Source organism: Cohnella massiliensis (assembly GCF_900169535.1).
Classification (GTDB): domain Bacteria; phylum Bacillota; class Bacilli; order Paenibacillales; family Paenibacillaceae; genus Cohnella; species Cohnella algarum.
The window spans coordinates 2,368,110-2,393,887 of record NZ_LT821259.1; the positions used below are offsets into that span (position 1 = coordinate 2,368,110).

At 61.1% G+C, this 25,778-nt stretch carries 24 protein-coding genes; 8 read left to right on the forward strand and 16 right to left on the reverse strand.

Annotation, left to right across the window (positions count from 1 at the left end):
• Nucleotides 1-14: 14 nt before the first annotated feature.
• Complete coding sequence (leuC, locus tag B7E11_RS24735; RefSeq protein ID WP_080839806.1) at nucleotides 15-1,436, reverse strand: 3-isopropylmalate dehydratase large subunit; 1,422 nt, start codon at nucleotides 1,434-1,436, stop codon at nucleotides 15-17.
• Between the two features lie 166 nt (nucleotides 1,437-1,602).
• On the opposite strand from leuC, the gene B7E11_RS24740 reads away from it, so the two are divergent.
• Nucleotides 1,603-2,529 carry a LysR family transcriptional regulator gene (locus B7E11_RS24740; protein WP_080839808.1) on the forward strand — a complete coding sequence of 309 codons (927 nt, stop codon included), beginning with the start codon at nucleotides 1,603-1,605 and terminating at the stop codon, nucleotides 2,527-2,529.
• Here B7E11_RS24740 and B7E11_RS24745 read toward each other — a convergent pair whose 3' ends face one another.
• On the reverse strand, nucleotides 2,530-3,348 hold the full coding sequence (locus tag B7E11_RS24745; RefSeq protein ID WP_080839810.1) for a carbon-nitrogen family hydrolase: 819 nt from the start codon (nucleotides 3,346-3,348) through the stop codon (nucleotides 2,530-2,532).
• A 343-nt stretch (nucleotides 3,349-3,691) separates the two neighbouring features.
• On the opposite strand from B7E11_RS24745, the gene B7E11_RS24750 reads away from it, so the two are divergent.
• The 7 genes from B7E11_RS24750 (at nucleotide 3,692) to mtnB (ending at nucleotide 11,219) form a co-directional block, all read left to right on the forward strand.
• Nucleotides 3,692-4,870: a pyridoxal phosphate-dependent aminotransferase gene (locus B7E11_RS24750; RefSeq protein WP_080839812.1), complete on the forward strand. Its 1,179-nt coding sequence runs from the start codon at nucleotides 3,692-3,694 to the stop codon at nucleotides 4,868-4,870.
• 381 nt (nucleotides 4,871-5,251) lie between these two features.
• Entirely contained in the window at nucleotides 5,252-6,361 is a 1,110-nt protein-coding gene (gene proB / locus B7E11_RS24755) for a glutamate 5-kinase (protein WP_080839814.1), read from the forward strand.
• A gap of 43 nt (nucleotides 6,362-6,404) precedes the next feature.
• Nucleotides 6,405-7,652: a glutamate-5-semialdehyde dehydrogenase gene (locus B7E11_RS24760; protein ID WP_080839816.1), complete on the forward strand. Its 1,248-nt coding sequence runs from the start codon at nucleotides 6,405-6,407 to the stop codon at nucleotides 7,650-7,652.
• Nucleotides 7,653-7,738: 86 nt separating this feature from the next.
• Nucleotides 7,739-8,623: a pyrroline-5-carboxylate reductase gene (gene proC, locus B7E11_RS24765; RefSeq protein ID WP_080840998.1), complete on the forward strand. Its 885-nt coding sequence runs from the start codon at nucleotides 7,739-7,741 to the stop codon at nucleotides 8,621-8,623.
• Nucleotides 8,624-8,650: 27 nt separating this feature from the next.
• Nucleotides 8,651-9,886 (forward strand): 2,3-diketo-5-methylthiopentyl-1-phosphate enolase, encoded by a 1,236-nt coding sequence (locus B7E11_RS24770; RefSeq protein ID WP_080839818.1) that lies wholly within the window; start codon nucleotides 8,651-8,653, stop codon nucleotides 9,884-9,886.
• Nucleotides 9,883-10,566 (forward strand): 2-hydroxy-3-keto-5-methylthiopentenyl-1-phosphate phosphatase, encoded by a 684-nt coding sequence (locus tag B7E11_RS24775; protein WP_080839820.1) that lies wholly within the window; start codon nucleotides 9,883-9,885, stop codon nucleotides 10,564-10,566. Before B7E11_RS24770 ends, B7E11_RS24775 begins: the two co-directional genes overlap by 4 nt.
• A complete protein-coding gene (gene mtnB, locus B7E11_RS24780; protein WP_080839822.1) occupies nucleotides 10,563-11,219 on the forward strand; it encodes a methylthioribulose 1-phosphate dehydratase in 657 nt (218 codons plus the stop codon). Before B7E11_RS24775 ends, mtnB begins: the two co-directional genes overlap by 4 nt.
• 112 nt (nucleotides 11,220-11,331) lie before the next feature.
• Here mtnB and dut read toward each other — a convergent pair whose 3' ends face one another.
• From dut to rimP, 14 genes are all read right to left on the reverse strand, one after another.
• The gene (dut, locus tag B7E11_RS24785) at nucleotides 11,332-11,775 is read right to left on the reverse strand and encodes a dUTP diphosphatase (protein ID WP_080839824.1); all 444 of its coding nucleotides are present in this window, start codon (nucleotides 11,773-11,775) and stop codon (nucleotides 11,332-11,334) included.
• Entirely contained in the window at nucleotides 11,738-13,018 is a 1,281-nt protein-coding gene (locus B7E11_RS24790; RefSeq protein WP_080839826.1) for a M16 family metallopeptidase, read from the reverse strand. The genes dut and B7E11_RS24790 overlap by 38 nt, the downstream gene beginning before the upstream one ends.
• Nucleotides 13,019-13,158: 140 nt before the next feature.
• Nucleotides 13,159-14,175: a polysaccharide deacetylase family protein gene (locus B7E11_RS24795; protein WP_080839828.1), complete on the reverse strand. Its 1,017-nt coding sequence runs from the start codon at nucleotides 14,173-14,175 to the stop codon at nucleotides 13,159-13,161.
• 199 nt (nucleotides 14,176-14,374) lie between these two features.
• Complete coding sequence (pnp, locus tag B7E11_RS24800) at nucleotides 14,375-16,465, reverse strand: polyribonucleotide nucleotidyltransferase (protein WP_080839830.1); 2,091 nt, start codon at nucleotides 16,463-16,465, stop codon at nucleotides 14,375-14,377.
• 190 nt (nucleotides 16,466-16,655) lie between these two features.
• Nucleotides 16,656-16,925 carry a 30S ribosomal protein S15 gene (rpsO, locus tag B7E11_RS24805; RefSeq protein WP_080839831.1) on the reverse strand — a complete coding sequence of 90 codons (270 nt, stop codon included), beginning with the start codon at nucleotides 16,923-16,925 and terminating at the stop codon, nucleotides 16,656-16,658.
• A 222-nt stretch (nucleotides 16,926-17,147) separates the two neighbouring features.
• Nucleotides 17,148-18,119, reverse strand: coding sequence for a bifunctional riboflavin kinase/FAD synthetase (locus B7E11_RS24810; protein ID WP_245809819.1), 972 nt, complete (start codon nucleotides 18,117-18,119; stop codon nucleotides 17,148-17,150).
• Nucleotides 18,120-18,143: 24 nt separating this feature from the next.
• Entirely contained in the window at nucleotides 18,144-19,094 is a 951-nt protein-coding gene (truB, locus tag B7E11_RS24815) for a tRNA pseudouridine(55) synthase TruB (protein ID WP_080839835.1), read from the reverse strand.
• Entirely contained in the window at nucleotides 19,091-20,083 is a 993-nt protein-coding gene (locus B7E11_RS24820; RefSeq protein ID WP_080839837.1) for a DHH family phosphoesterase, read from the reverse strand. The genes truB and B7E11_RS24820 overlap by 4 nt, the downstream gene beginning before the upstream one ends.
• Nucleotides 20,080-20,433 (reverse strand): 30S ribosome-binding factor RbfA, encoded by a 354-nt coding sequence (gene rbfA, locus B7E11_RS24825; RefSeq protein ID WP_080839839.1) that lies wholly within the window; start codon nucleotides 20,431-20,433, stop codon nucleotides 20,080-20,082. Before rbfA ends, B7E11_RS24820 begins: the two co-directional genes overlap by 4 nt.
• A 32-nt stretch (nucleotides 20,434-20,465) precedes the next feature.
• Complete coding sequence (infB, locus tag B7E11_RS24830; RefSeq protein ID WP_080839841.1) at nucleotides 20,466-23,354, reverse strand: translation initiation factor IF-2; 2,889 nt, start codon at nucleotides 23,352-23,354, stop codon at nucleotides 20,466-20,468.
• Complete coding sequence (locus B7E11_RS24835) at nucleotides 23,347-23,676, reverse strand: L7Ae/L30e/S12e/Gadd45 family ribosomal protein (RefSeq protein ID WP_080839843.1); 330 nt, start codon at nucleotides 23,674-23,676, stop codon at nucleotides 23,347-23,349. Before B7E11_RS24835 ends, infB begins: the two co-directional genes overlap by 8 nt.
• Nucleotides 23,663-23,980 carry an RNase P modulator RnpM gene (gene rnpM / locus B7E11_RS24840; protein WP_080839845.1) on the reverse strand — a complete coding sequence of 106 codons (318 nt, stop codon included), beginning with the start codon at nucleotides 23,978-23,980 and terminating at the stop codon, nucleotides 23,663-23,665. The genes B7E11_RS24835 and rnpM overlap by 14 nt, the downstream gene beginning before the upstream one ends.
• A 47-nt stretch (nucleotides 23,981-24,027) precedes the next feature.
• Nucleotides 24,028-25,128: a transcription termination factor NusA gene (gene nusA / locus B7E11_RS24845; RefSeq protein ID WP_080839847.1), complete on the reverse strand. Its 1,101-nt coding sequence runs from the start codon at nucleotides 25,126-25,128 to the stop codon at nucleotides 24,028-24,030.
• Nucleotides 25,129-25,152: 24 nt separating this feature from the next.
• Nucleotides 25,153-25,614: a ribosome maturation factor RimP gene (gene rimP, locus B7E11_RS24850; protein WP_080839849.1), complete on the reverse strand. Its 462-nt coding sequence runs from the start codon at nucleotides 25,612-25,614 to the stop codon at nucleotides 25,153-25,155.
• Nucleotides 25,615-25,778 lie beyond the last annotated feature (164 nt).

Genomic DNA, 25,778 nt, shown 5'->3' on the forward strand with positions numbered 1-25,778 from the left:
TCCGTGCCCCTTTCTTAAGCCGTTACTTCGGATTCGAATTTCCAATTGCGGACGTCGGTGAACTTGCCCGTAACCGCTGCCGCTGCCGCCATCTCCGGCGAAACGAGGTGCGTCCGGCCGCCGCGGCCTTGGCGGCCTTCGAAGTTGCGGTTCGAAGTCGACGCGCAACGCTGTCCGGGCTTCAGCACGTCCGGGTTCATCGCCAGACACATCGAGCAGCCCGCATCGCGCCATTCGAAGCCCGCTTCGATGAAGATCTTGTCGAGACCTTCCTTCTCGGCCTGCAGTTTGACGCGCCCGGAGCCGGGAACGACGATCGCGGTCACGGTCGGCTTGACTTTGTAGCCTTTCGCAACTTTCGCGGCGGCGCGCAGGTCTTCGATCCGGCCGTTCGTGCAGGAACCGATAAACACATAGTCGATCGGGATTTCCGACATCGGCGTGCCCGGTTTCAAGTCCATGTATTCCAATGCTTTTTCCGCGGCTTTGCGTTCGTTTTCCGTCGGGAGCTGTTCCGGGTAAGGAACGGTCGACGTAATGCCGGTACCCATGCCGGGGCTCGTTCCCCACGTAACTTGCGGCACGAGCGTCGAGACGTCGAGATCGACGACCGCATCGTACTCGGCGCCTTCGTCGCTGACCAGCTGCTTCCATTGCTCGACCGCGCGGTCGAACGCTTCGCCTTGCGGCGCGTACTCGCGTCCGCGCAAGTAGTTGAACGTCGTTTCGTCCGGCGCGATCAGGCCGGCGCGGGCGCCGCCTTCGATGGACATGTTGCAGACGGTCATCCGCTCCTCCATCGACAGGGCGCGAATCGCTTCGCCCGTATACTCGATGACGTAGCCGGTCGCAAAATCGGTGCCGTATTTGGCGATGAGGCCGAGGATCAAGTCTTTGGCCGTAATGCCCGTCGGACGCTGTCCGATAAAGCGAACCTTCATCGTCTTCGGCTTTGCCTGCTGCAAGCACTGGGTAGCCAGCACGTGCTCGACTTCGCTCGTCCCGATGCCGAACGCGAGCGCGCCGAACGCGCCGTGGGTCGACGTGTGGCTGTCGCCGCAGACGATCGTTTTGCCCGGATGCGTGAGGCCCAGTTCCGGCCCCATGACGTGCACGACGCCTTGGTCGATCGTGTTCAGGTCGTAAAGCTTGACTCCGAACTCTTTGCAGTTGTTGGTCAACGTGTCGACTTGCTGCTTGGAAATCGGATCCTTGATGTTGAAACGGTCCCGGGTCGGAACGTTGTGATCCATCGTCGCGAACGTCAGATCCGGACGGCGAACCTTGCGGCCGCTCATGCGCAAGCCTTCGAACGCTTGCGGACTCGTCACCTCGTGCACGAGATGCAGGTCAATGTACAAAATGCTAGGTTTCCCCTCTTCCGAGTGGATGACGTGATTGTCCCAAATTTTCTCGAACATCGTCTTTTTACTCATGATTTTCACCCCGTCGTGGTCTTGTTCGTGAACGTTATGTGAACAATTAGGTTTAAGATGACTCTATCATAACACCGCGGCACTCATTGTTCCAACATATAATATCTATAAGGTTGATAGTTCCATGTTATAATATGGGTACTATTCGATCGCCGGAGGAAAGAAAATGGAATTCCGCTTGCTCCAGTACGTCATTCAAATCGCGGCCGAGCGCAATTTTTCCCGCGCCGCCGAAAAGCTGCACATCGCCCAGCCGTCGCTCAGCCAGCAGCTGTCCAAGCTGGAAAAGGAGCTCGGCGTGCTGCTGTTCAAGCGAAGCACGAACTCGGTCGAGCTCACCCACGCCGGCTCCGTCTTCGTCGACAAGGCGCAGCGGATCGTCGATATGACGGAGCAGCTGCGCCGCGAAATGGAAGACATCGCGGACTTGCGCAAAGGCCGGATCGTCATCGGCAGCCTTCCGATGACGGGAACGCACGTGCTCCCGCTCGTCATTCCCGCTTTTCGCGCCGCGTACCCGGACATCGAAATCGCCCTCGTCGAAGAAACGTCGGCGGAGCTCGAGCAGCTGACCGCGAGCGGCGGGACCGACGTCAGCGTCCTGTCGCTTCCGCTGGTCGAGCAAGCGCTGACGTACGAGCCGATCATGGAGGAAGGCCTTCTGCTCGCCGTTCCTTCCGAACACCGCCTTGCCGCCCGTCGCGCCGGCGAACCCGTCGCGGTGGAAGAGCTGCGCGAGGAATCGTTCGTGCTGCTGAAAAAAGGGCAGGGCTTTCGGGACATTTCGCTGCGCATGTGCAGAGGAGCGGGGTTCGAACCGAAAATCGCCTTCGAAAGCGGCAATATCGAGACCGTGCAGTCGCTCGTCGCCGCCGGCCTCGGCATCGCGTTCGTGCCGGAGATGGTTACCCGCCAGTCGGGACAGGGACTCGCGCCCAAGTATGTGCCGCTTCTGGGCGCGCCGACGCGCACGCTCGTCATCGCCTATCGGAAGGGCCGCTATTTGTCCAATGCCGCGGAGGCGTTCATCTCGACGATTCGCCGCGTCATCGGGGGCGCCGAAAGCGGGAGGAGCGGCTCCGGCGGCGGCTAATCAAAACTCGTACAGCGCGGGACGGCGGTCGGCAAACACCGGGATCCGTCCCCTCACTTCGTCGACAAGCGCCAGGTCGAGCTCCGCCGTCACGATCGTCTCGTCCTCTCCGCCTTCGGCGATCACCTCGCCCCACGGGTCGATAATCATGGAGTGGCCGAAAAACTCGCTCGTCCCGCTTTTGCCGACGCGATTGCAGGCGACGACGTACATCTGGTTTTCGATCGCCCGCGCTTGCAGCAGCGTCCGCCAATGGTGGAGCCGCGGGTGCGGCCATTCGGCCGGAACGAACAGCACCTTCGCGCCGCCCAGCGCCAGCATTCTCGACAGCTCCGGAAAGCGGATGTCGTAGCAGATCATCGCGGCCGCGGCGGTCCCTTCCAGCTCGAATCGTCCCGGCCGGTCGCCCGCCTCCAGGTGCAAATGCTCGTCCATCAGTTGAAACAGATGGATTTTCGAATATTCCGCCGTAACTTCTCCCTTGCGGTCGAAGACGTAGACGGTGTTGGTCACGCGGCCGGAACGGTCCGTCCCGCCTTCGCGGAGATTCGCGATCGATCCGGCAATCACGTTGACGCCGTGCTGGCGGCTGAACGCGGATACGAACGCCTTCGTGCGGGCCCCTTCCGGATCCGCCAGCTCGCCGATCCGATCGAGCGCATACCCGGTGTTCCACATTTCCGGAACGAGCAGGACGTCCGGCTTCGGATCCGCGGTTACGGCCTGCGCGAGCATCCGCTCCGCGCGCTCGAAATTCCGGTCGGGGTTTCCCGCTTCTATATGCATTTGAACAAGCGCGACGCGCATTTTGCTGCTCATTCGGCAGTCCTCCTGTATGATGTTCATTCATGGCGGCTATGGCGACGATTTGCCACGAACCGCAACTTTCGCAGCGTGCAATTATCGCAATTATCGCAATACGCAACAAACACAGCACGCATTCATCGTAGCGCAATTCGAAGCCCGGCGGCAAGCGCCTTTATTCCTTCTTTTCCGATTGCTTTAACTTCAGGCCGTATGCTACATTTTAAAATATGCGATTTCAGTCCCGCTTGTCTTCCGGAAGTTCATTATTTATCATGATAAAATGTCGAGATCACATGCCGGGCAACGCGCGACGTGGAAAATCGGTCTCAACTTAGCTGGAGTGTGAATAGAACCCATGGTCAAAACGATAACGCCGGCGCAGCGCATTCAAGAGCTGCCGAAGCAATTTTTCGCCGCGCTCGTCGCGAAAGCGAACGCCCGGGCCGCAACCGGCCGCGACGTGCTCAATTTCGGGCAGGGCAATCCGGATATGCCGACGCCTCCGCACATTGTCGAAGCCTTGAAGCAAGCTGCCGACAATCCGCTCTACCACAAATATCCGCCGTTTCGCGGCTTCGCCTTTTTAAAGGAAGCGATCGCGAAGCGTTACAAAGACGATTACGGCGTCGAGCTGGACCCCGAAACCGAAGTGGCGGTGCTGTTCGGCGGCAAAACCGGCCTGATCGAAATCAGCCAATGCCTGCTCGACCCCGGCGACGTCGCGCTCGTTCCCGACCCCGGCTATCCCGATTACTGGTCGGGCGTCGCCCTTGCGGGCGGAACGATGGCGTTCATGCCGCTGCTCGCGCAAAACGGCTTTTTGCCGGATTACGAAGCGATTCCGGCGGACGCGCTGACCAAAGCCAAGCTGATGTTCCTCAATTACCCGAACAATCCGACTTCCGCGACCGCGACGAAATCGTTCTATGAGGATACGGTCCGATTCGCCGAGAGAAACGGCATCGTCGTCGCCAGCGACTTTGCCTACGGCGCCATCGGCTTCGACGGCAAGCGGCCGGTCAGCTTTCTCGAAACGCCGGGCGCCAAGGAGGTCGGCATCGAGTTTTACACGCTGTCCAAAACGTACAACATGGCCGGCTGGCGGGTCGGCTTCGCCCTCGGCAACCGCGACGTGATCGAAATGCTGAATCTCATTCAGGACCACTATTACTGCAGCCTGTTCGGCGGCATCCAGGAAGCGGCGGCGGCGGCGCTGACCGGTCCGCAGGACTGCGTCGCGTCGCTCGTGCGGACGTACGAGCGGCGCCGGAACGCGCTGTACGACGCGCTCGCCGAATTCGGCTGGAACGCGCCGAAGCCGGCCGGCTCCTTTTTCTGCTGGCTGCCGGTGCCCGAAGGCTACACGTCCGCGTCGTTCGCCGATCTGCTGCTCGAGGAGGCCGATCTCGTCGTCGCGCCCGGCATCGGCTTCGGAACGCACGGTGAAGGCTACGTGCGGCTGGGCCTTCTCGCCTCCGAGGAGCGGCTCGAGGAAGCCGCGCGGCGGATCGGCCGGCTGCGGCTTTTCCGCTGACGGTTCCTTTACAACCGGCGCCGCTCGTGCTATGCTATTTTCACAAGCAAGCCGCCATTTTGGCGGCGACGGATCGGTAAACGCAACGAAGGGAAACGAAGCGTCAACGGGCCTGTCCAGAGAGCGAATTCGCCTGGCTGCGAGAATTCGCCTTGCCCCCCGCTTCCCCCAGCCCTGAGCGGCCGGCGAAGAGCCGGACAGTTCCCTCTGTTACGGGGAATCCAAGCGGATGCGGCCTTGCGCGTGAAGGCGGCATCAATGAAGGTGGTACCGCGGAAGGCAACTTTCGTCCTTTAGTTCAGGGCGAAAGTTTTTTTGTTTTTCCGACCGGCATGCGATGGCATCGATGAAAGAAAGCTATGAGCGAAAGGACTGTTTTCCATGACGCAACGGATCGTCGTCAAGATCGGCAGCAGCTCGCTGGCGACGAGCGAAGGGGGCCTCAGCGGCGAACGCGTCCGGTTTTACGCCGGCGAATTGGCCGCCCTGCACAAGCAAGGCGTTCAGGTGCTGCTCGTCACCTCGGGCGCGGTCGCCGCGGGCTTCCGGCAGATCGGCTATGCCGTCCGCCCCAAGCAGATTCACGAGAAGCAAGCTGCCGCGGCCGTCGGCCAGGCGCTGCTGATGAGAGCATACCAGGAAGCGTTCGAGGAGCACGGCATTTCCGCCGCGCAAATCTTGCTCACCCGGCCGGATTTCGCAAGCCGCTCCCGCTCCAGGTACGCGCATCGGACGATCGAAGAGCTGCTCAGGCAGCGGGTCGTGCCGATCATCAACGAAAACGACACAGTCGCGGTCGACGAATTCAAATTCGGGGATAACGATTCCTTGTCGGCGCTCGTCGCGAATTTGGCGAAGGCCGACAGCCTGTATATTTTGACCGACATCGAAGGGCTGTACACCGCCGACCCGCGCAAGGATCCCGAGGCGAGGCGCATCGAACGGGTCGAAGTCATCTCCGAGGACTTGTACAAAATCGCGGGCGGCGCCGGTTCGGCGGTCGGCACCGGCGGCATGCGCTCGAAAATCGAAGCCGCCCGCATCGCGATGGGCGGCGGCGTCGCCACCTTCATCGGCCGGGTCACCGAGCCGGGCGATTTGGCCGCGGCGGCGGGCGGAACCGGCCGGGGCACCTACTTTGCGGGCTCGCTGCACTCGCTCCCGGCCAAAAAGCAGTGGATCGGCTTTTTGTCCGTCCCGCAAGGACGCATCATCGTCGACGACGGAGCCGTCGCCACCCTGCTGCACAAGGGAAGCAGCCTGCTGCCGGCTGGCGTGCTTCGTGCCGAAGGGGATTTTCACCCCGGAGACGTCGTCGAGGTGGCCAACGCCGAAGGCAAAACGCTCGGCCGCGGCGTGTCGAATTACGACGCCTGGCAGCTGACCGCCGTTGCAGGACTGTCCAGCGAAGAGGCGCTGCGACGGGTCGAAGTCGCCCGGGTCGAAGTCGTTCACCGCGACGAATGGGTGACGACGCTCGTCAAGCAATGATCAGGCACTTGATACGATCTATTTCCCACAGGAGGCGAACCGAATGAGCGAAGTGAAAACGAAAGCGGGACTGGCGCAGGACGCCGCCGCGACGTTGAACAAACTATCGACCGAACAAAAAAACGAAGCCCTGCTGCGCATGGCCGACGCGCTGATCGCCGCGGAAGCGGACATTCTCGCGGCCAACGAAGAGGATTTGCGCCGCGGCCGGGAAAACGGCACCGCTCCCTCCATGCTCGACCGGCTGAAGCTGACGCCGGAGCGGATCGCCGATATCGCGCAGGGCTTGCGCGAAGTCGTCGCGCTGCCGGACCCGGTCGGCGACGAGCTGGAGCATATCGAACGCCCGAACGGGCTTCGCATTCAAAAAATCCGCGTTCCGCTCGGCGTCATCGGGATCGTTTACGAATCCCGTCCCAACGTCACGGTCGATGCTGCGGGTTTGTGCCTGAAAACCGGCAACTCCGTCGTGCTGCGCGGCGGATCGGCGGCCATTTCCTCGAATAAGACGATCGTCGAAGCGCTCCGCAAGGCGCTCGCGGATACGGCCGTTCCTCCCGAAGCGCTGCAGCTGATCGAGGACACGAACCGATCTTCCGTCGACGAAATGCTGAAGCTGAACGGCCTGCTCGACGTCGTCATCCCCCGCGGAGGCGCGTCGCTGATCCAAAACGTCGTGCAAAACGCGACCGTGCCCGTCATCGAGACGGGAGCCGGCATTTGCCATACGTATATCGACGCCGGGGCCAAGGCCGCGATGGCCGAAGCGATCGCGCTCAACGCCAAGGTGCAGCGCCCGTCGGTGTGCAACTCGATGGAGACGCTGCTCGTTCACCGCGAATTCGCGGAGGCGCATTTGGCCGCCCTCGCCGAAAGCTTCAAGAGCAGCAGCGTCGAGCTTCGCGGCGACGATCGCGTCCGCAAGCTCGTGCCGTGGGCGAACGCCGTAACCGAGCAGGATTTCGCGACCGAGTACAACGACTACATTTTGAACGTCAAAATCGTCGATCGTTTGGATGAGGCGCTGGAGCATATCCGGAAATACGGCACGAAGCATTCCGAATGCATCGTGACGGAAACGCCCGAACATGCGGAGCGCTTCCTGCAGGAGGTCGATGCGGCCGCCGTGTATCACAACGCGTCCACCCGCTTCACGGACGGGTTCGAATTCGGCTTCGGCGCCGAAATCGGCATCAGCACGCAGAAGCTGCATGCCCGCGGACCGATGGGCCTGCCCGCCCTCACCTCGACGAAATTCAAAATCGTCGGCAGCGGTCAAATACGCAAGTAATAGATGAAAAATAACGGCGGCCGAAGTGACGACGGAAGACTTAAAACTTGAGGCTGAAGGCCGCCGGCAAAATTGGAGTGTTTCAAATGTCCGAACAACGCCAAGGGAACGTCTCCCCTCTCGCGAACGTCGATTTATGCTTTTACGGGGCCGGCTCGATGGCCGAAGCGATCGTTCGGGGACTTACCGCTACCGGGGCCGCGTCCCCGGAACGAATGACCGTCCTGAACCGGCAAAACGCGGCCCGCCTGGCCGAACTGCGGCAGCTGTACGGGGTTCGGCCCGCGGCAACCGATGCCGAGAAGCGGCAGGCGCTCGCCGGAGCCGGCGTCATCGTGCTGTGCATGAAGCCGAAAGACGCGGCCGAAGCCTTGCTCGGCCTTAAATCCTTTCTGCGCGAGGATCAGCTGATCGTTTCGGTCATCGCGGGATTGTCGATCGAAACGATCCAGCTGCTGCTCGGCAGACCCCAACCCGTCGTTCGCACGATGCCGAACACGTCCAGCACGATCGGCCTCGGCGCGACCGGCCTCAGCTTCTCCGAAACCGTCGCCGCCGAAGGCCGCGCCCTGGCGCTTGCGATGTTCGACGCCGTCGGCATGACGACGGTCGTCGAAGAGCGGCTGATGGAAACGGTCACCGCCGTTTCCGGAAGCGGTCCCGCCTACATCTATTACATGATGGAGGCGATGATCGCGGCGGGCGTCGCCCAGGGGCTGTCGCCCGAAGCCGCGCACGCGCTGACCGTGCAGACGGTTCGCGGCGCGGCCGAAATGGTCCGGCAAACCGGCGAATCCCCCGCCGACTTGCGCCGGAAAGTGACCTCGCCGAACGGTACGACGCAGGCGGCGATCGAAACGATGGACCGCCTCGGCTTCGTCGAGACGGTCGGCCGGGCGCTCGACCGCTGCGCGGCGCGGGCGGCGGAAATGGGACAAGCGATCGCCGAGGATTCGCTGAGCCGGAAATAAAGAACGAGAAGAAAGCAGGGATCTACGATGAGCGAAAACCAAGCCTACACGACGGCCACATACCGGCTGTTCGACGATAAAGCCGATTTCGCGAAAAAAGCGGAAGGCATCGCCGTCGGCCTTACCGTCGGCAGCTGGACCGAGCTTCCCGAAGTTGCAAAGCAAAAAATGGAAAAGCACCTGGGCAAAGTCGTTTCCATCGACGCTCACGAGCCGGTCAACGCCGCTCCCGGCGAGCGCTACGCCGACATTACGATCGCGTACCCGGAATTGAACTTCAGCCGCGATCTGCCGGCGCTGCTCGTCACCGCATTCGGCAAACTGTCGATGGACGGACGCATCAAGCTGCTCGACCTCTCCCCTTCGGCCTCTTTCCTCGGCGCGTTCGCCGGTCCGAAATTCGGCATCGAAGGCGTCCGCGAGCGGCTCGGCGTGTTCGACCGTCCGCTGCTCATGAGCATCTTCAAATCGGTCATCGGCTACGACCTGCCGAATTTGCGCGAGCAGTTTTTGCAGCAGGCGCTCGGCGGCGTGGATTTGATCAAGGACGACGAAATTTTGTTCGAAAATCCCCTCACGCCTCTGGAACGCCGCGTCGAAACGTGCGTCGAAGCGGCCCGGGAAGCGGAAAAAACGACCGGGCAAAAGCTGATTTACTTTACGAATTTGACCGGTCCGACGTTCAAGCTGCGGGAAAACGCGCTGAAGGCGATCGGCGCGGGCGCAAGCGGCCTGCTGTTCAACGTGCTCGCCTACGGCTTCGACGCGCTGGCCGAGCTGGCCGCCGATCCGGCCGTCTCCGTTCCGATCGCGGCTCACCCGGCGATGGCCGGCGCGTTTTATCCGTCGCCCCACTACGGCATCGCCGCGCCGCTGCTGCTCGGCAAGCTGACGCGGATCGCGGGCGCCGATCTGTCGCTCTTCCCTTCGCCCTACGGCTCCGTCGTCATGCCGAAGGAGGAAAATCTCGCCGTCCAGGCAGCCCTCGTCGACCCCGCGCTGCCGCTTAAAAAGGCGTTCCCGGTTCCGTCGGCGGGCATTCATCCGGGACTCGTGCCGCTCATCATCCGGGATTTCGGCGGAGAAGTCGTCGTCAACGCCGGCGGCGGCGTTCACGGCCATCCGCAAGGGGCCGCGGCCGGCGGACGGGCCTTCCGGCAAGCGATCGACGCGGTCGCCGCCGGGGCGTCTCTCGAAGCGTACGCGGCCGACCGCGAAGAACTGCGGCTCGCGATCGAGCGTTGGGGGGTCCGCCACGCATGAGCGCGACAGACGTACGCCCTCCGGTGCTGTTTTGCGACTTCGACGGCACGATCACGATGAGCGACAACATCGTCGCGATCATGAAGCATTTCGACCCGCCCGGCTGGGAGCCGATCGTGAAGGACATCGTCGCGGAAAGGAAAAAGGTGCGCCAAGGCGTCGGCGAAATGTTCGCCCTGCTGCCCTCGTCCATGCGGGAAGAAGTGACGCGGTTCGTTCTCGAAAACGCCGGCATCCGTCCCGGATTTCCGGAGCTGCTGGCTTGGTGCGAAAAGAACGGAGTCGAATTTTTCGTCACGAGCGGCGGCATCGATTTTTTCGTGTATCCGCTGCTTGCGCCGTTCGATATTCCGCGGGATCATATTTTTTGCAACGGAAGCGATTTTAGCGGGGAACGCATCCGGATTACGTGGCCGAACCCGTGCGATGACGATTGCGACAATGCCGGCGGCTGCGGCATGTGCAAAACGACGATCATTCGCCGCTATCCGCGCGAACAGTACCGGCGCATTCTGATCGGCGACAGCGTCACGGATTTTCCCGGCGCGAAGCTGGCCGATCTCGTCTACTCGCGTTCGCACCTGACGGAAAAATGCCGCGAGCTGGGGCTCCCCCACGTCCCGTTCGAAACTTTTCACGACATTGTGGCACATTTGGAACAAGGAGACTGGAAACGATGAGCGAAGTTGCCAAGCAACCGATTCTTCTGGAGGACAAGCAGCGGGTTTACCGCGAGCTGTCCGTCGTCAAGTCCGATTTCGCCGCCCGCGGCTGGTTCCCGGGCACGAGCGGCAACCTGTCCATGCGCGTCGGCGATTTCTCGCCGGAAGCCTTTACGTTCGCCGTCACCGCAAGCGGCAAGGACAAAGCCGCCTCGACCCCCGAGGACTTCCTGCTGGTCGACCAGACCGGCAAACCGTGCGAGGAAACCCGGCTCAAGCCGTCCGCGGAAACGCTCATCCATTGCGAAATTTACCGCCTGACCGGCGCCGGCGCCATTTTTCATATCCATTCGGTGTTCAACAGCATCGTGTCCGAGCTGTTCTGGGACCGCAAAGCCGTCCCGGTCGAAGGCGTCGAGCTGATCAAGGCGTTCAACATTTGGGACGAGGAAGCGGTCATCGACGTGCCGATCGTCTCCAACTTCGCCCACATCCCGAGCATCGTGCCGGAAGTGACCGAGCGGCTCGACCCGCGCATTCCCGGCATCCTGCTGCGCAAGCACGGCATTTACGCGTGGGGACGCGACGCCTTCGAAGCGAAAAAGCATCTCGAAGCGTTCGAATTCCTGTTCGAATACGTGTACCGGATGCAGTTGGTGCGCGGGAAATAAAAAGAAGCGAAAAAACGGCCGGAACCGGCCGCTTCATTGTCCGCAAACTCGCTTTTCGGAAAATGAGCGGCCGTTCCGGCCGTTCTCTTTCGAGGTGAACGCCACTTGCGCTTTACGTCCCGGTGTGGCCGAAGCCGCCCGCTCCCCGCACCGTTTCGGAAAGCTCCTCCACTTCGGCAAACCGCACTTGCGGCACCGTTTGAAACACCATTTGCGCGATGCGCTCGCCGCGGTTGATCGCGAACGGTTCCCGGCCGAGGTTGATCAGCAGCACCTTCACTTCGCCCCGGTAATCCGCGTCGATCGTGCCCGGCGAATTGAGGCACGTAATGCCGTGTTTGTAGGCCAGCCCGCTGCGGGGCCGCACCTGGGCCTCCAATTCGCGGGGCATCGCCATCGCAAAGCCCGTCGGGATCAAAGCCCGCTCTCCCGGCCCGAGAACGACCGGCTCGGTTACGGCCGCGTGAAGATCGAACCCCGCCGCCCATTCGGACATTTTTTGCGGGAGCGCGATGTCTTCATTCCCCGGCAGCCGCTTCAACTGTACTGGATACAATGAATTCCCTCCCGATTCCTTCAAGCGCTTTCTCCTGTCCGCCGACCAGCGCGATCGAACAAGGTTCCGCCATTACTTTTTCCAGCATGCCTTTAACGTCTTCCATCGAAATCGAATCGATGCGTTCGAGCATTTCGTCGAGCGTGAAATGCCTTCCCAGCATGAGCTCGTTTTTCCCGATGCGGTTCATCAGGCTGCTCGTGCTTTCCAGGCTCAAAATGAGATTCCCTTTAAGCTGTTCCTTGCCCCGGACAACCTCCGCCTCGGTCAGGCCCTTGTCTCTCAGCTCCTGGAGCATCTCCATCGTCAAATCGTAGACGTCCCGCGTCTGCTTGGGCGCGGTGCCCGCGTATACCGTCAGCAGGCCGCTGTCCGCATAGGACGTATGGTAAGAGTAAACCGAATATGCGAGGCCGCGCTTTTCCCGGATTTCCTGGAACAGCCTGGAGCTCATGCCGCCGCCGATCGAATTATTGAGCAGAATCATGGCATAAAGCTTCGGATCGTCGATCGCGCAGCCCGGAAACGTCAGGCAGAGATGATTTTGCTCGGTTTTCTTCTTATGAAACAACGCGTCGGAACGAAATTTCGGCGCTTGCAGCGCGGCGTCGGAGCCGCGAACGTCGAAATGCCCGAAATGCTTCTCGAGCAGCTCCAGCACGCTTTCATTGACGTTGCCCGCAAGGCTGACGACCGTATTCTCGATCCGGTAACGATCCTTCATATAGCCGCGAAGATCTTGCGGCCCCATCGCGTTCAGCAGCTCGGCCGTGCCCAAAATCGGGTAGGCGAGCGGATGGTCGCCGAAGGAGGCCCGGGAAGCCAAATCGTGCACCGTATCGTCGGGCGTGTCTTCGTACATCGAAATTTCTTCGAGGATGACGTTCTTTTCCTTGGCGAGCTCTTCGTCCGCCATCTGCGACCTGAAAAACATATCCGACAGCACGTCGACCGCGATCGGCAAGTGCTGGTCCAACACTTTGGCGTAGTAGCACGTATATTCCTTGGACGTAAACGCATTGACGTTGCCGCCGATGCCGTCGAACCGGTCCGCGATTTCCTTGGCGGAAAAACGTTCCGTGCCTTTGAACAGCATATGTTCGATAAAGTGGGAGATCCCGTTGTTGTCCGGCGTTTCATTGCGGGAACCGGTCCGGACCCAAATTCCGAAAGCGACGGAACGGCTGGTCGGAATCGATTCGATCATGACGCGCAGGCCGTTTTTTAATTGATATTTGTTCACCCATTCTCCCCCTACTGATCAGTAGTAACACTATACCAAATATCGACAAGCGTCTCAACCGCGCGGACGGGAGAATCCGACACGCGGCCAAACGAGACGCCTGCCGAACGACGCGAACAAAAGCCGGCCAATCGCCGCGCCTATGCGGCCGGACGGTCTTCCGTTCGCGCCGACGAGAGCGTATCCGTCACCGTGCCCGGCTCCAGCCCCTTTTCGCGAACGGCGCGGATGATGCCCGCGAGCGCCTGCTCCGTCGTCGAAGTCGGATGCATGAGAATAAGCGTTCCGGGCTCCGCCTGGGCGGAAACTTTGGCCACGACCCCGGAGGCGGGGGGCTTTTTCCAGTCGATCGTATCGAGCGTCCACAGCACCGTTCGAAGTCCCAGCCCGGATGCCGTTCGCACGGTCAGCTCGTTAAAGTCGCCCGACGGCGGCGCAAACCATTTATTGCTCGTCCCGAGCCCGTCTCTCAGCAGCGCCTCCGTCTTCGCAATCTCGCTTCGTTGGCGCTCGGCGCCAAGCCGGCTCATGTTCGGATGGGTATACGCATGGTTGGACGCCTCGTGGCCCGCTTTCACGATTTCCCGGGCTTTGTCGAGATTTTTGCTCAGCCAGGTGCCGTCGAAAAAAAACGTCGCTTTCGCCTTTTCGTCCGCAAGCGTCTTTAACATCGAAGGCAAATATTCGTCGCCCCAGGCGACGTTGATCATCAAACCGACCATCGGCTTGTTCGGATTTCCGCGATAGACGGGAGCCGGCTCCAATTGATCCAATTGCACCGCGGGCTCAAGTTCGCGGAACACCCACGGAAATCGGCCCGGCTCCCCGCCCGGACCGAGTCCAAGCTCTTTCGCCCGCGCCAGCGTGGCGTCGATGTCCACTTCCCGGCCGTTGTAGCCGGGGATCGCTTTCCACACCCGGTCGATTTTCGCGTCGACCGGCGGTATCGCGAGTTTCGGCGCTTCCGCTTTTATCCATTCCGCAAGATCCGCAGGTCCCGCGTCGGTCTTCTCCAGCCCGCCAAACGCGATGGAGGCGGTTTTGTCGCTTTTTACGGCTTGTACATAAGGCGCGATCGGACCGTAGCGGCCGGCGGCCAACAGCGCCGCCAGGCAAACCAGCAGCGCCGCCAGCCGAATCGGCGACGTCGTTCGCATCGGATTCCCTCCTCGTCCGCGCGCGGGCTCGCGCGCTTCAATCCAGGACAACCCGTGCGAGGCAGCGAGTTTCCTCGCCTCCATCTTATGCCAAATCGACTTAAATTATGTACGAGACCTAAGGCGGGCCGATCTTATCGCAAACATGAAAAAAGAGACTGACGGTATCGGTCTCTTTTCAGCAGGTATTCGGTTCGCCTTAATTGGCAGGAACTTGCGGGGCGCTCGCGTTCAGCAGCACTTTGCGCGACAGGTTGATGCGTCCCATCGAATCAATTTCCGTGACTTTGACTTCGATCTTGTCGCCGATCGCGACGACGTCCTCCACTTTCGCCACCCGCTCGTTCGCCAGCTGGGAAATGTGAACGAGTCCGTCCTTGCCCGGCAAAATTTCCACGAAGGCGCCGAATTTTTCGATTCGCTTCACCGTTCCCATGTAAACTTCGCCGACGACGACTTCTCGCACGATGCCTTCGATGATCGAGCGCGCTTTCTCGTTGGCCGCCGCGTCGGAGGAAGCGATGTAGACGGTGCCGTCCTGCTCGATGTCGATTTTGACGCCGGTATCTTCGATGATTTTGTTGATGATCTTGCCGCCGGAGCCGATGACGTCGCGAATTTTGTCCGGATGGATTTTCATCGTGACGATTTTCGGCGCGTACGGACTCAGCTCTTTGCGCGGTTCCGCAAGCACTTCCATCATTTTGCCGAGAATGAACATCCGGCCTTCCTTCGCTTGCTCTAGCGATTGCGTCAGGATGGAGCGGTCGATGCCGTCGATCTTGATGTCCATCTGAATCGCCGTCACGCCTCTGGCTGTGCCCGCCACCTTGAAGTCCATATCGCCGAGATGGTCTTCCATGCCCTGGATATCGGTCAAAATGGAGAAGTGGTCTCCGTCCTTGATCAGCCCCATCGCCACGCCCGCTACCGGCGCCTTGATCGGCACCCCGGCGTCCATCATCGCGAGCGTGCTCGCGCAAATGCTTGCCTGGGACGTCGAACCGTTCGATTCCAGCACCTCGGATACGAGACGAATCGTATACGGGAATTCGGATTCGTTCGGAATGACCTTGAGCAGGGCGCGTTCGCCGAGCGCACCGTGCCCGATTTCGCGGCGGCCCGGGGGACGCAGCGGGCGGGCTTCGCCGACCGAGAACGGCGGGAAATTGTAGTGGTGCATGAACCGCTTCGACTCCTCGAGTCCGATGCCGTCCAAAATCTGCACGTCGCCGAGCGGGCCGAGCGTGCAAACGCTGAGCGCCTGCGTCTGGCCGCGCGTAAACAGACCGGAGCCGTGCGTCCGCGGCAGCACGCCGGTGTCGCCGGAGATCGGACGGATTTCGTCGAGCTTGCGGCCGTCCGGACGCACTTTGTCATGCGTGATGAGCCGGCGGACTTCGTTTTTGACGATGTCGTACAGCACTTCCTTGACGTCGCCCAGCTTCTCGGGAGCATCCGCGTATGCGTTCGCGAAGTGTTCCACCGTCTCGGCGTTGATCGCGTCGATCGCTTCCTGCCGGGCATGCTTCTCGGCGATTCGCACCGCATCGACGAGGCGATCCTTGGCGTACGCGTTTACGTCCGCTTCCACGGCTTTGTCGACGGCGTGCAGCACGACTTCCATTTTCGGCTGGCCGGCTTCCGCTTGGAGCTGCTCGATCGTCGCCACGATTTTTTTGATTTCTTCGTGCCCGAACATGATCGCTTCGAGCATTTCCGTCTCCGGCACCTCGTCGGCTTCCGCCTCGACCATCATGATGGCGTCCTTCGTGCCGGCGACGACGACGTACATGTCGCTCTTCTCTTCCTGGGCGACCGTCGGGTTGATGACGAACTGCCCGTCGACCCTTCCGACGATGACGCCGCCGATCGGTCCGTTAAACGGAACGTTCGAAATCGACAATGCGGCGCTCGTGCCGATCATCGCGGCGATTTCCGGCGAGCAGTCCTGATCGACGCTCATAACGAGATTGACGATTTGCACGTCGTTCCGGAAGCCCTCCGGAAACAGCGGGCGAATCGGACGGTCCGTCAGCCGGCTGGCCAGGATCGCCTTTTCGCTCGGACGTCCTTCCCGTTTGATGAAGCCGCCCGGAATTTTCCCTACGGCGTAAAGACGCTCCTCATAATTGACGGTAAGCGGGAAAAAATCGAGATCCTTCGGCTCGGACGATGCCGTTACCGTCGACAGAACGACCGTTTCGCCGTATTGGACGTAAATGGCTCCGTTCGCTTGCTTGGCCAGACGACCGGTTTCCAGAACGAGCGGACGACCGCCAAGCTGCATTTCTACACGATGTACCAAGCATATCCCTCCTCTATTCGGCCTTATGTACTTTCGACACACTTTCATTATTTCCTGCCGGAGTCATCTTAAGAACCGTTTCTTCGGTTCGCTCGCTCAATTAAAAAGCAACCCGGTGCCCGTCGGGATCGTTCCCGTGCGACACGACAGGTTGCTTCTTGCAACGCGCAAATTAACGGCGCAGGCCGAGCTTTGCGATCAGAGCGCTATAGCGGTTGACATCTTTGTTTTTCAGGTATGCCAGCAGCTTGCGCCGTTGGCCGACCATCTTGAGCAGACCGCGGCGGGAGTGGTGATCCTTCTTGTGCTCCCGGAAGTGGCCCGTCAGGTTGTTGATGTTCTCCGTCAGGATAGCAACTTGGACTTCCGGGCTCCCGGTGTCCGAAGGGTGCGTCTTGAATTGCTCGATCAGTTCTTGCTTGCGTTCTTGCGTCAGTGCCATCCTCGTTCACCTCCTTGTTCGTTCGAATCGCCATTGGCCCAGCTGGCGCCGGTGAGAGCAAACGGCCAAGCCAAGGTTCCAAAATACCGCTGCATATGCCGGAGCATAGGCAACAACTATCAGTATAGCATAGGACGAATGCCGGTTACAATGGCGCGGTCAAGTTTTGTTCGTTATCGACGAAGCGGGCGATCGGACGCCAGCGTCGCTTTCGCCCGATCGCTAGGCGAGCGAGCGCGTCTCGGCCAAAATTTCGCGGGCTTCGTCCGCGTCCCGTTTGATTTGCAGGCTCAGTTCTTCGAGCGAGCCGAACTTTTTCTCCGGGCGAATGTACTTGACAAACTGCACGGCAAGCTCGCGGCCGTAAAGATCCCCGTCGAAATCGAACAAATGCGCCTCCAGCTTCGGTTCCCCGCCCGCTTCGTCGACGGTCGGCCTGATGCCGACGTTCATGACGCCTCCGTATTCCGCGCCGCCGTCTTTTGCCCGGACCGCATAGACGCCGTGGCGCGGAAGCACGTACGGCTCGTCGGCCGAAAGATTGGCCGTCGGAAACCCGATCAGCCGCCCGCGAGCCTGGCCGTGCACGACCGTCCCCGTCAGTTCGTACGGCCGGCCGAGCAGGAGCGCCGCCCGGTCGCAATGGCCGTCCGCCAGCTCGGCGCGGATGCGGGTGCTGCTCACCTTGGCCCCGTCGAGGTATACCGGTTCGACGACTTTAACGTCGATGCGGCCTCCGGCCAGCTCCCGAAGCGTGGCGGGATCGCCCTGCCCCCGGTGGCCGAACCGGAAATCGAACCCGACGACGACGGTCGAAACGTTAAGCGGCGCAAGCAGGCTGCCGACAAACTGCTCGGCCGTCACTTGCGAAAAGCCCAAATCAAACGAAACGACATAGACGATGTCCACGCCGAGCTCCGCGAAGCGGGCCGCTTTCCGATCCAGCGGCGTCAAAATCGTGTTGTATTGGTCTTTGCCCAATACGACGCGCGGATGGGGGTCGAACGTAAGCGCCGCCGAGCGTTGTCCCCGGTCCCTGGCGAGCGCGACGGCTTTCTTGATCACTTCCGAATGGCCGAGATGGACGCCGTCAAAAAAACCGATGGCGAGCGAGACGCCTTCCGGCTTTGCGGCTTGCTCCGGTATGTCGAAAGCTTGCGCCACAGTCGAAAAAGAAATGTCATAACGTTCCACTTGCTGTCCTCCTGCCATTTCCGACTACCGAACGGCCTGTCCGTTTTCGTCCGCCGGATGAAACACTTTGACCGGACGAAGGGAAGCTCTTTCGGCATCGGCGTCGAACAATCCGAGAAAAGCTCCGTCCTCGCGGTACAGTCGCCACAGTCCCGGCTGCTTCGGCTCCGGATCGAGCGCTTTCGCCTCGATCGTCTTCCCGTTCAGCGCGTTTCTCGCTTCGGCAAAAGAAGCCCTGGCGCTCGGAAGAAAGCCGAGCAGCCGGTCGGCCGGGATAAACTTCTCCTCCAGCGCTCCATCCTGCTTCAGCTGCGCCATCCGTTCCAGCGTCAGGCAATCCCGCTCCGTCAGCCCGGAGCTCTCCACGCGCTTCAGCTCGGCCATGACGGCCGGCACCGCAAGCTTGCGGCCGATATCGACGCATAGCGTCCGTATATAAGTCCCTTTCGAGCAGCGAACCGAAAAGCGAACCTCCGGATGCGGTCCCGCCGCGTTCAATTCCAGCACTTCGATGCCGTGAATCGTCACGGGCCGGGCTTTGCGCTCGACCGTCACGCCTTGCCGCGCGAGCTCGTAAAGCCGCTTGCCGTTCACCTTGACCGCCGAAACCATCGGCGGCGTCTGCTCGATGTCGCCGACGAACGACCGGATCGCCGCAACGATATCCCCTTCGGTCAGATGATGAACCTCCGCTCGTTCGACGACCTGTCCTCCGGCGTCCTCCGTATCGGTCGCGATGCCGAACCGGAGCGTCGCTTCGTACGCTTTCGGCATCTCCTGCAAATATTCCACCATCCGGGTTGCCCGTCCGACGCAAATCGGCAAAACGCCCGTTACGGCGGGATCCAGCGTGCCGGTATGCCCGATCCGCCGGACGCCGATGATGCGGCGGGCTTTGGCCACGACGTCGTGGGAGGTCCAGCCGGCGGGTTTCCAAACGCCGAGCACGCCTTCGTACGAATGGTTGCCGTTCATGAGCGTTTGGCCTCCAAATCCGCCCGCAGCGCCGCCAGCACCCGTTCGATCGCCTCCGCGAGCGGCGCCGCGATCCGGCAGCCGGATGCCCGGATATGGCCGCCGCCTCCGAATTGCTGCGCGACGGCGGCGACGTCGACGAGGCCCGCCGAGCGAAAGCTCACTTTTACGCCTTCGTCCGCAAACTGCTTGAACAGCAGCCCGACCTCGACGCCCTCGATATTCCGCGGATAGTTGACGAGCCCCTCCAAATCTTCGTTCGAAGCGCCCGTCTCGGTCAAATCGTCGGCAGTGACCCACAGCCAGCCGATTTTCCCGTCATCGCTGAACGCAAGGCGCGACAGCGCCCTCTGGATCATGAGCATTTGTCCCATCGTCATTCGCTCCAGCAGCCGCTCCGCCAGCGCGGCGCCGTCCGCTCCCGCGGCAAGCAGCGAGGACGCGATTTCCATGACGCGCGGACTCGTATTCGAATACCGAAAGCCGCCCGTGTCGGTCATCAGCCCGGTATACAGGGCCGTCGCCATTTCCGCGTCCGGGGTCAGCCCCATCGCGTTCATCAGTTCAAAAACGATCTGAGCCGTCGCGGCGGCGTCGAAATCGAGCAGGTTGACCGTCCCGAAGCCGTCGTTCGTCGCATGGTGGTCGATGTTGAGCAGCTCGCGATCCGGGGCAAACCATTTGGCAGCTTCCCCGACGCGGCCGAAATCCGCGCAGTCGACCGTGACGACATGCTTGAAAGGCTTCATGCCGCCGTCGCCGGCCGCCGTCGCGATGTCTCCGCTTCGCCACAAATACGACAGCCGCGACGGAACCGGCCCGTCGTTGTACATCGTAAATCGCTTTCCCAACCGATCGAGCAGCCATCCGATCGCGACGGTGGAGCTGATGGCGTCGCCGTCCGGCTGTACGTGGGCGACGACGAGAAAATCGTCGCGCTCCCGCAAAAAACGCGCCGCCGCCTCGAATTGCCCGGACCGATCGTTCATTCTCCGCTCTCCCGGTTGATTTTTTGCAGCAGCGATTCGATATGGCTGCCGTATTCGATCGAATGGTCGAAGCGAAATTCGATTTCGGGCGTGTGGCGGAGTCTCATTCTCCGCCCGAGCTCGCTCCGGAGGAAGCCCTTCGCCTTGCCGAGCGCGTGCAGCGACGCTTCCTTCTGCTCCTCGCTCCCGAGAATGCTCAAAAACACCCGGGCCAAAGATAAATCGTTCGTAACATCCACCCCGGTAACGGTGATGAATCCGATGCGCGGATCCTTCAGTTCCGTCTGGATCAGGGTGCTGATTTCCCGCTTTATTTCCTCGCCGACGCGTCCGACGCGAAATTTGGCCATGCCTGCTTCACCTCATGCCGCCAGCCCTTACGTCAAGGCTGGACAGATTCCATTACAAAGGCCTCGATCACGTCGCCGATTTGAATGTCGTTGAACTTCTCGAGCGTCAAGCCGCACTCGTAGCCTTCCGACACTTCCTTGGCGTCGTCCTTGAACCTTTTGAGCGTATCGATTTTCCCTTCGTACACGACGATGCCGCCGCGGACGAGCCGCGCTTCGGCGGTGCGGGTCACCTTGCCGTCCGTGACCATGCAGCCCGCGATCGTGCCGACCTTGCTGACCTTGAACGTTTCCCGGACTTCGGCGTGCCCGATGACCTTCTCCTTGAAGACCGGATCGAGCATTCCCTTCATGGCCTGCTCGATTTCTTCGATCACCTTGTAAATGATCCGGTGCAGGCGGACGTCGACCTTCTCTTGTTCCGCGAAGGCCGCGGCCCGCGGCTCGGGACGGACGTTGAACCCGACGACGATCGCCGACGAAGCGAGGGCGAGCGTAATGTCCGATTCGGTAATGGCGCCGACGCCGGTATGAATCGCCTTGACGCGCACGCCTTCGATCTCGATTTTCTCGAGGGAGCCTTTCAGCGCTTCGAGCGAGCCTTGCACGTCGGCCTTCAGGATGACGTTGAGATCTTTGATCTCGCCTTCCTTGATCTTGTTGAACAAGTCGTCCAGCGTAACCTTGGAGTTGGACTTGAGCGTTTCCTGGCGCGTTTTGATCGAACGCTTTTCGGCGATTTCGCGCGCCTTCCGCTCGTCCTCGAACACCATGAACGGATCGCCGGCTTGCGGCACTTCCGTGAGGCCCGTAATTTCGACCGGCGTCGACGGTCCCGCTTCCTTGACGCGTCGGCCGCGGTCGTTCGTCATCGCCCGGATGCGTCCGAACCGGTCGCCGGCAACGAACGCGTCGCCCACTTTGAGCGTTCCGTTCTGGACGAGAATGCGGGCGATCGGGCCCTTGCCCTTGTCGAGCTCGGCTTCGAGCACCGTGCCGCGCGCGCGTTTGTCCGGATTCGCCTTGTAGTCGTTCACTTCGGCGACGAGCAAAATCATTTCCAGCAGGTTGTCGAGATTCAGGCGCTGCTTCGCGGACACTTCGACGAAAATCGTGTCGCCGCCCCACTCTTCCTGCACGAGACCGTATTCCGTCAGTTCCGTCTTGACTTTATCCGGATTCGCGCCGGGTTTGTCGATTTTGTTGACGGCCACGATAATCGGAACGTTGGCCGCTTTGGCATGGTTGATCGCCTCGACCGTTTGCGGCATGACGCCGTCGTCGGCCGCGACAACGAGAATCGTAATATCCGTTACCTGGGCGCCGCGGGCGCGCATCGTCGTAAACGCTTCGTGACCCGGCGTATCGAGGAACGTGATCTTCTTCCCGTTGACTTCGACTTGATAGGCGCCGATATGCTGCGTGATGCCGCCGGCTTCGCCGGAAGCGACCTTCGTCTCGCGAATGGCGTCCAGCAGCGTCGTCTTCCCGTGGTCGACGTGGCCCATGATCGTGACGACCGGCGGGCGCTCGAGCAGATCGTCCGGATCGTCGTTCTCTTCGATCGTCTCGAAGTTCGTGTCCTCCACGACGATCTTCACTTCGGTTTCGACCCCGAACTCGCTCGCGACGAGCAGCACGGTGTCGAGGTCGAGATCCTGGTTGATCGTCGCCATGACGCCGAGGAAGAGCAGCTTCTTGATGACTTCCGACGCGTCCTTGTGCAGCAGCTTGGCGAGCTCGCCGACCGTCATCTCGCCGCGGACGATGATTTTTTTCGGCGTGTTGTCGATTTTTTCGCGGGGCGGCTGGTTGTTGCGGTTTTTCCCGTTTTTGCCGCCTTTGCCGCGCGATTTAAAGTTCATCCGGCCGTCGTCGAACCGTTTGCCGAAATCGTTCTCCTTGCGCTTGCCGCCGGCGCCCCCGTTGCGGTTGAAATCCTCGCGGCCTTTGCCGCCGCCCGGACGCGCGCCGCCGCGGCTGCCCGCGGGAGCCGCCGCCGCTGCCGGCGGAGCCGGAATGCGCGCGCCGAAGCCGCCGCCTTGGCCCTGCGGACGACCGCCGCCTTGACCTTGCGGGCGATTGCCGCCGCCTTGGCCTTGCGGACGGTTGCCGCCGCCCTGTCCTTGCGGGCGGTTGCCGCCTTGACCCTGCGGGCGGTCGCCGAAGCGATTGCCGCCGCCTTGACCCTGGCCCTGCGGACGATCGCCGAAGCGATTGCCGCCCTGCCCTTGGCCCTGCGGGCGATTGCCGCCGCCCTGCCCTTGGCCTTGCGGACGGTCGCCGAAGCGGTTGCCGCCCTGTCCTTGGCCCTGCGGGCGGTCGCCGAAGCGGTTGCCGCCCTGCCCTTGGCCCTGCGGGCGGTCGCCGAAGCGGTTGCCGCCCTGCCCCTGGCCTTGCGGACGGTCGCCGAAGCGGTTGCCGCCCTGCCCTTGGCCTTGCGGACGGTCGCCGAAGCGGTTGCCGCCCTGCCCTTGGCCCTGCGGACGGTCGCCGCGGCCGCCCTGATCATGCGCGCGCTCGCCTTGCCGGCCGCCCGCGCGGTCGCCTTCCGCTTGCGGGCGCTCGCTTTGGCCGCTTTGCGCCGGCTGCGGCTGCTCCGCTTGCGGCGGCTTCGGCGCCGCCTTCACGGCAGCTCCGTCTTCCGCCTTGCGGCCGCCCGCCGGAGCGTCCGGACGAGCTCCGCCGCCGGCCGGCTTCGACTGCGCCATTTTGGCCGCCGCGTTCGCTTTAACGTCGCGGAAAAACTTCTCGACGGCGTGAACCATGTTGTCTTCCATGACGCTCATATGGTTGTTCACGGGCAGATTGACCCGCTTCAGAATCGTTATGATTTCCTTGCTGCTCATGTTGAGCTTTTTGGCGTATTCGTATACGCGAACCTTATCCTTGTTGTCTTGCGTCTCTTGTTTATTAGTCAATATTGTCCACCTCCGAATGTTGAACCCAGCCGCTTCGAATCATGTCGGCAAAGCCTCGATCCGTCACGGCAAACAAAACGCGCTCGGGCTTGCCGACGGCGCCGCCCAGCTCGTACCGCGTATATCCGATCAATAGCGGAACGTTGTAGCTTGCGCATTTGTCCGCCACTTTTTTACGCGTCAGCTCCGATGCGTCTTCCGCCAGCAGCACCAGCTTGGCATCGCCGGAGCGTATGGCTTTTTGCACGATTTCTTCCCCGGATGCCAGCTTCCCCGCCCGCATCGCGAGCCCCAGACGGGACAGCGCCTTATTCGTCGTCATCTTCGTCCGCCAGCTCCTTTGCCGCGTTGAACTCGTCCTGCACCTTGATGAAGTCCGCTTCCAGCCGATCGTAAATTTCCGGCGGCACCGTCGTTTTGAGCGCCCTGTCGAGCGCCTTGTTTTTTTTGGCCAGCTTGAAGCAGGAGGATTTGCCGCACAAATAGGCGCCCCGCCCGGGCTTTTTGCCCGTCATGTCGATCAGGATTTCCCCTTCGGGCGTGCGGACGATGCGGATCAGCTCCTTCTTCGGCATCATATCCTGCGTGGCGACGCATTTGCGCAGCGGAATTTTACGTTGCTTCATCGTCCTCTCCCCCTGTCTTGCAGCTATATGAACGGCCGGATCTGCGGCTAGTCGATGGTCACGCTGTCCTGATGCATCACTTCGCCGGTCAGCGTCCGCGGCCTGCCGTACTCCTGCTCCGCTTGCGTCTCGCTCTTGATATCGATTTTCCAGCCGGTCAGCTTCGCCGCGAGGCGCGCGTTCTGCCCTTTAATGCCGATGGCGAGCGACAGCTGGTAGTCGGGCACGATGACCCGGGCCATTTTTTCCGCTTCGAACACGATCACTTCCAGCACCTTGGACGGGCTGAGAGCGTTCGCGACGTACTCCTCCACGAACTCGGACCAGCGGACGATGTCGATTTTTTCGCCTTTCAATTCGGTGACGATCGTCTGCACGCGAACTCCTTTCGGGCCGACGCACGAACCGATCGGATCGACTTCGGGATTGCGGGAATGGACCGCGATTTTCGAGCGGAAGCCCGCTTCCCGCGCGACGGAGCGGATTTCGACCGTGCCGTCGAAAATTTCCGGAACTTCCAGCTCGAACAGCCGTTTCAGCAGTCCCGGATGCGTGCGCGACAAAATGATTTGCGGCCCTTTGCTCGTGTTTTCGACTTTCGTAATATAAGCCTTGACGCGCTCGAGCTGCTTGAATTTGTCCGTCGGCATCAGCTCGGTCAGCGGAAGGGCGGCTTCGACCTTTCCGAGATCCACGTACAAGTTGCGCGTATCCATCCGTTGAATGATGCCGGTGACGATGTCCTGCTCCTTGTCGACGAACGCGTTGTAAATCAGCCCCCGCTCCGCTTCCCGGATGCGCTGGGTGACGACCTGCTTCGCCGTTTGGGCGGCGATGCGCCCGAAATCCCGCGGCGTCACCTCGATTTCGGCGATATCTTCGAGCTGGTAATGCGGGTTGATCGCACGGGCGGCTTCGATCGAAATTTCCAGGCGCGGATCGAGCACTTCCTCGACGACCGTCTTGCGCGCGTACACCTTGATCAGGCCGGTCGTTCGGTTGACGTCTACCCGCACATTCTGGGCGGTATTGAAATTCCGCTTGTAGCTGGAAATCAGAGCCGCTTCGATCGCTTCGATGAGGACATCTTTGCTGATGCCCTTCTCGCGCTCGATTTCGGAGAGCGCTTCGATAAATTCCATGCTCATGTGAAGATGATTCCTCCTTCGGGATTAGAACACAATGGCCAGGCGAGCCGAAGCCACTTTATCGTAAGGGATGGCCTGTTTGCGGTTTCCGATCGTCATCCGGATCATCGCCCCGTCAAAACCGTCCAGCCTTCCTTCAAATTCCTTGGCGCCGTCTACCGGCTCGTATGTCGTGATGAAGACATGACGACCGACCGCTTTCGCCACATCCTCGGGCTTCTTCAGCGGCCGTTCCGCGCCCGGGGAACTGACTTCGAGAAAATACGCATCCGGTATCGGATCCGTCTCGTCCAGCTTCGCGCTTAAATATTCGGAAATGCGGCTGCAATCGTCGATGTCGATGCCGCCTTCCTTGTCCACGAATACGCGCAGGAACCAATTGCCGCCTTCCTTCACATATTCCACGTCCACCAGTTGGAAGCCGTTCTCTTCCAGATACGGCGTCGCCAGCTCCTCGACGGCGGATTTGATTTTCGGTGCGCTCAAATGTGTGACCCTCCCGATTGCTTCAAATGGATCGTCCGCTTTCCGCCGCCGCGCATACCGAAAAAGGCCCTTGGCAAAACGGAAAGAGTGGGTTTCCCCACTCTTCTGCAGACAGTGATATCCACATGATTACCAAAAATAATATACCATAACCTGTCGCGGGC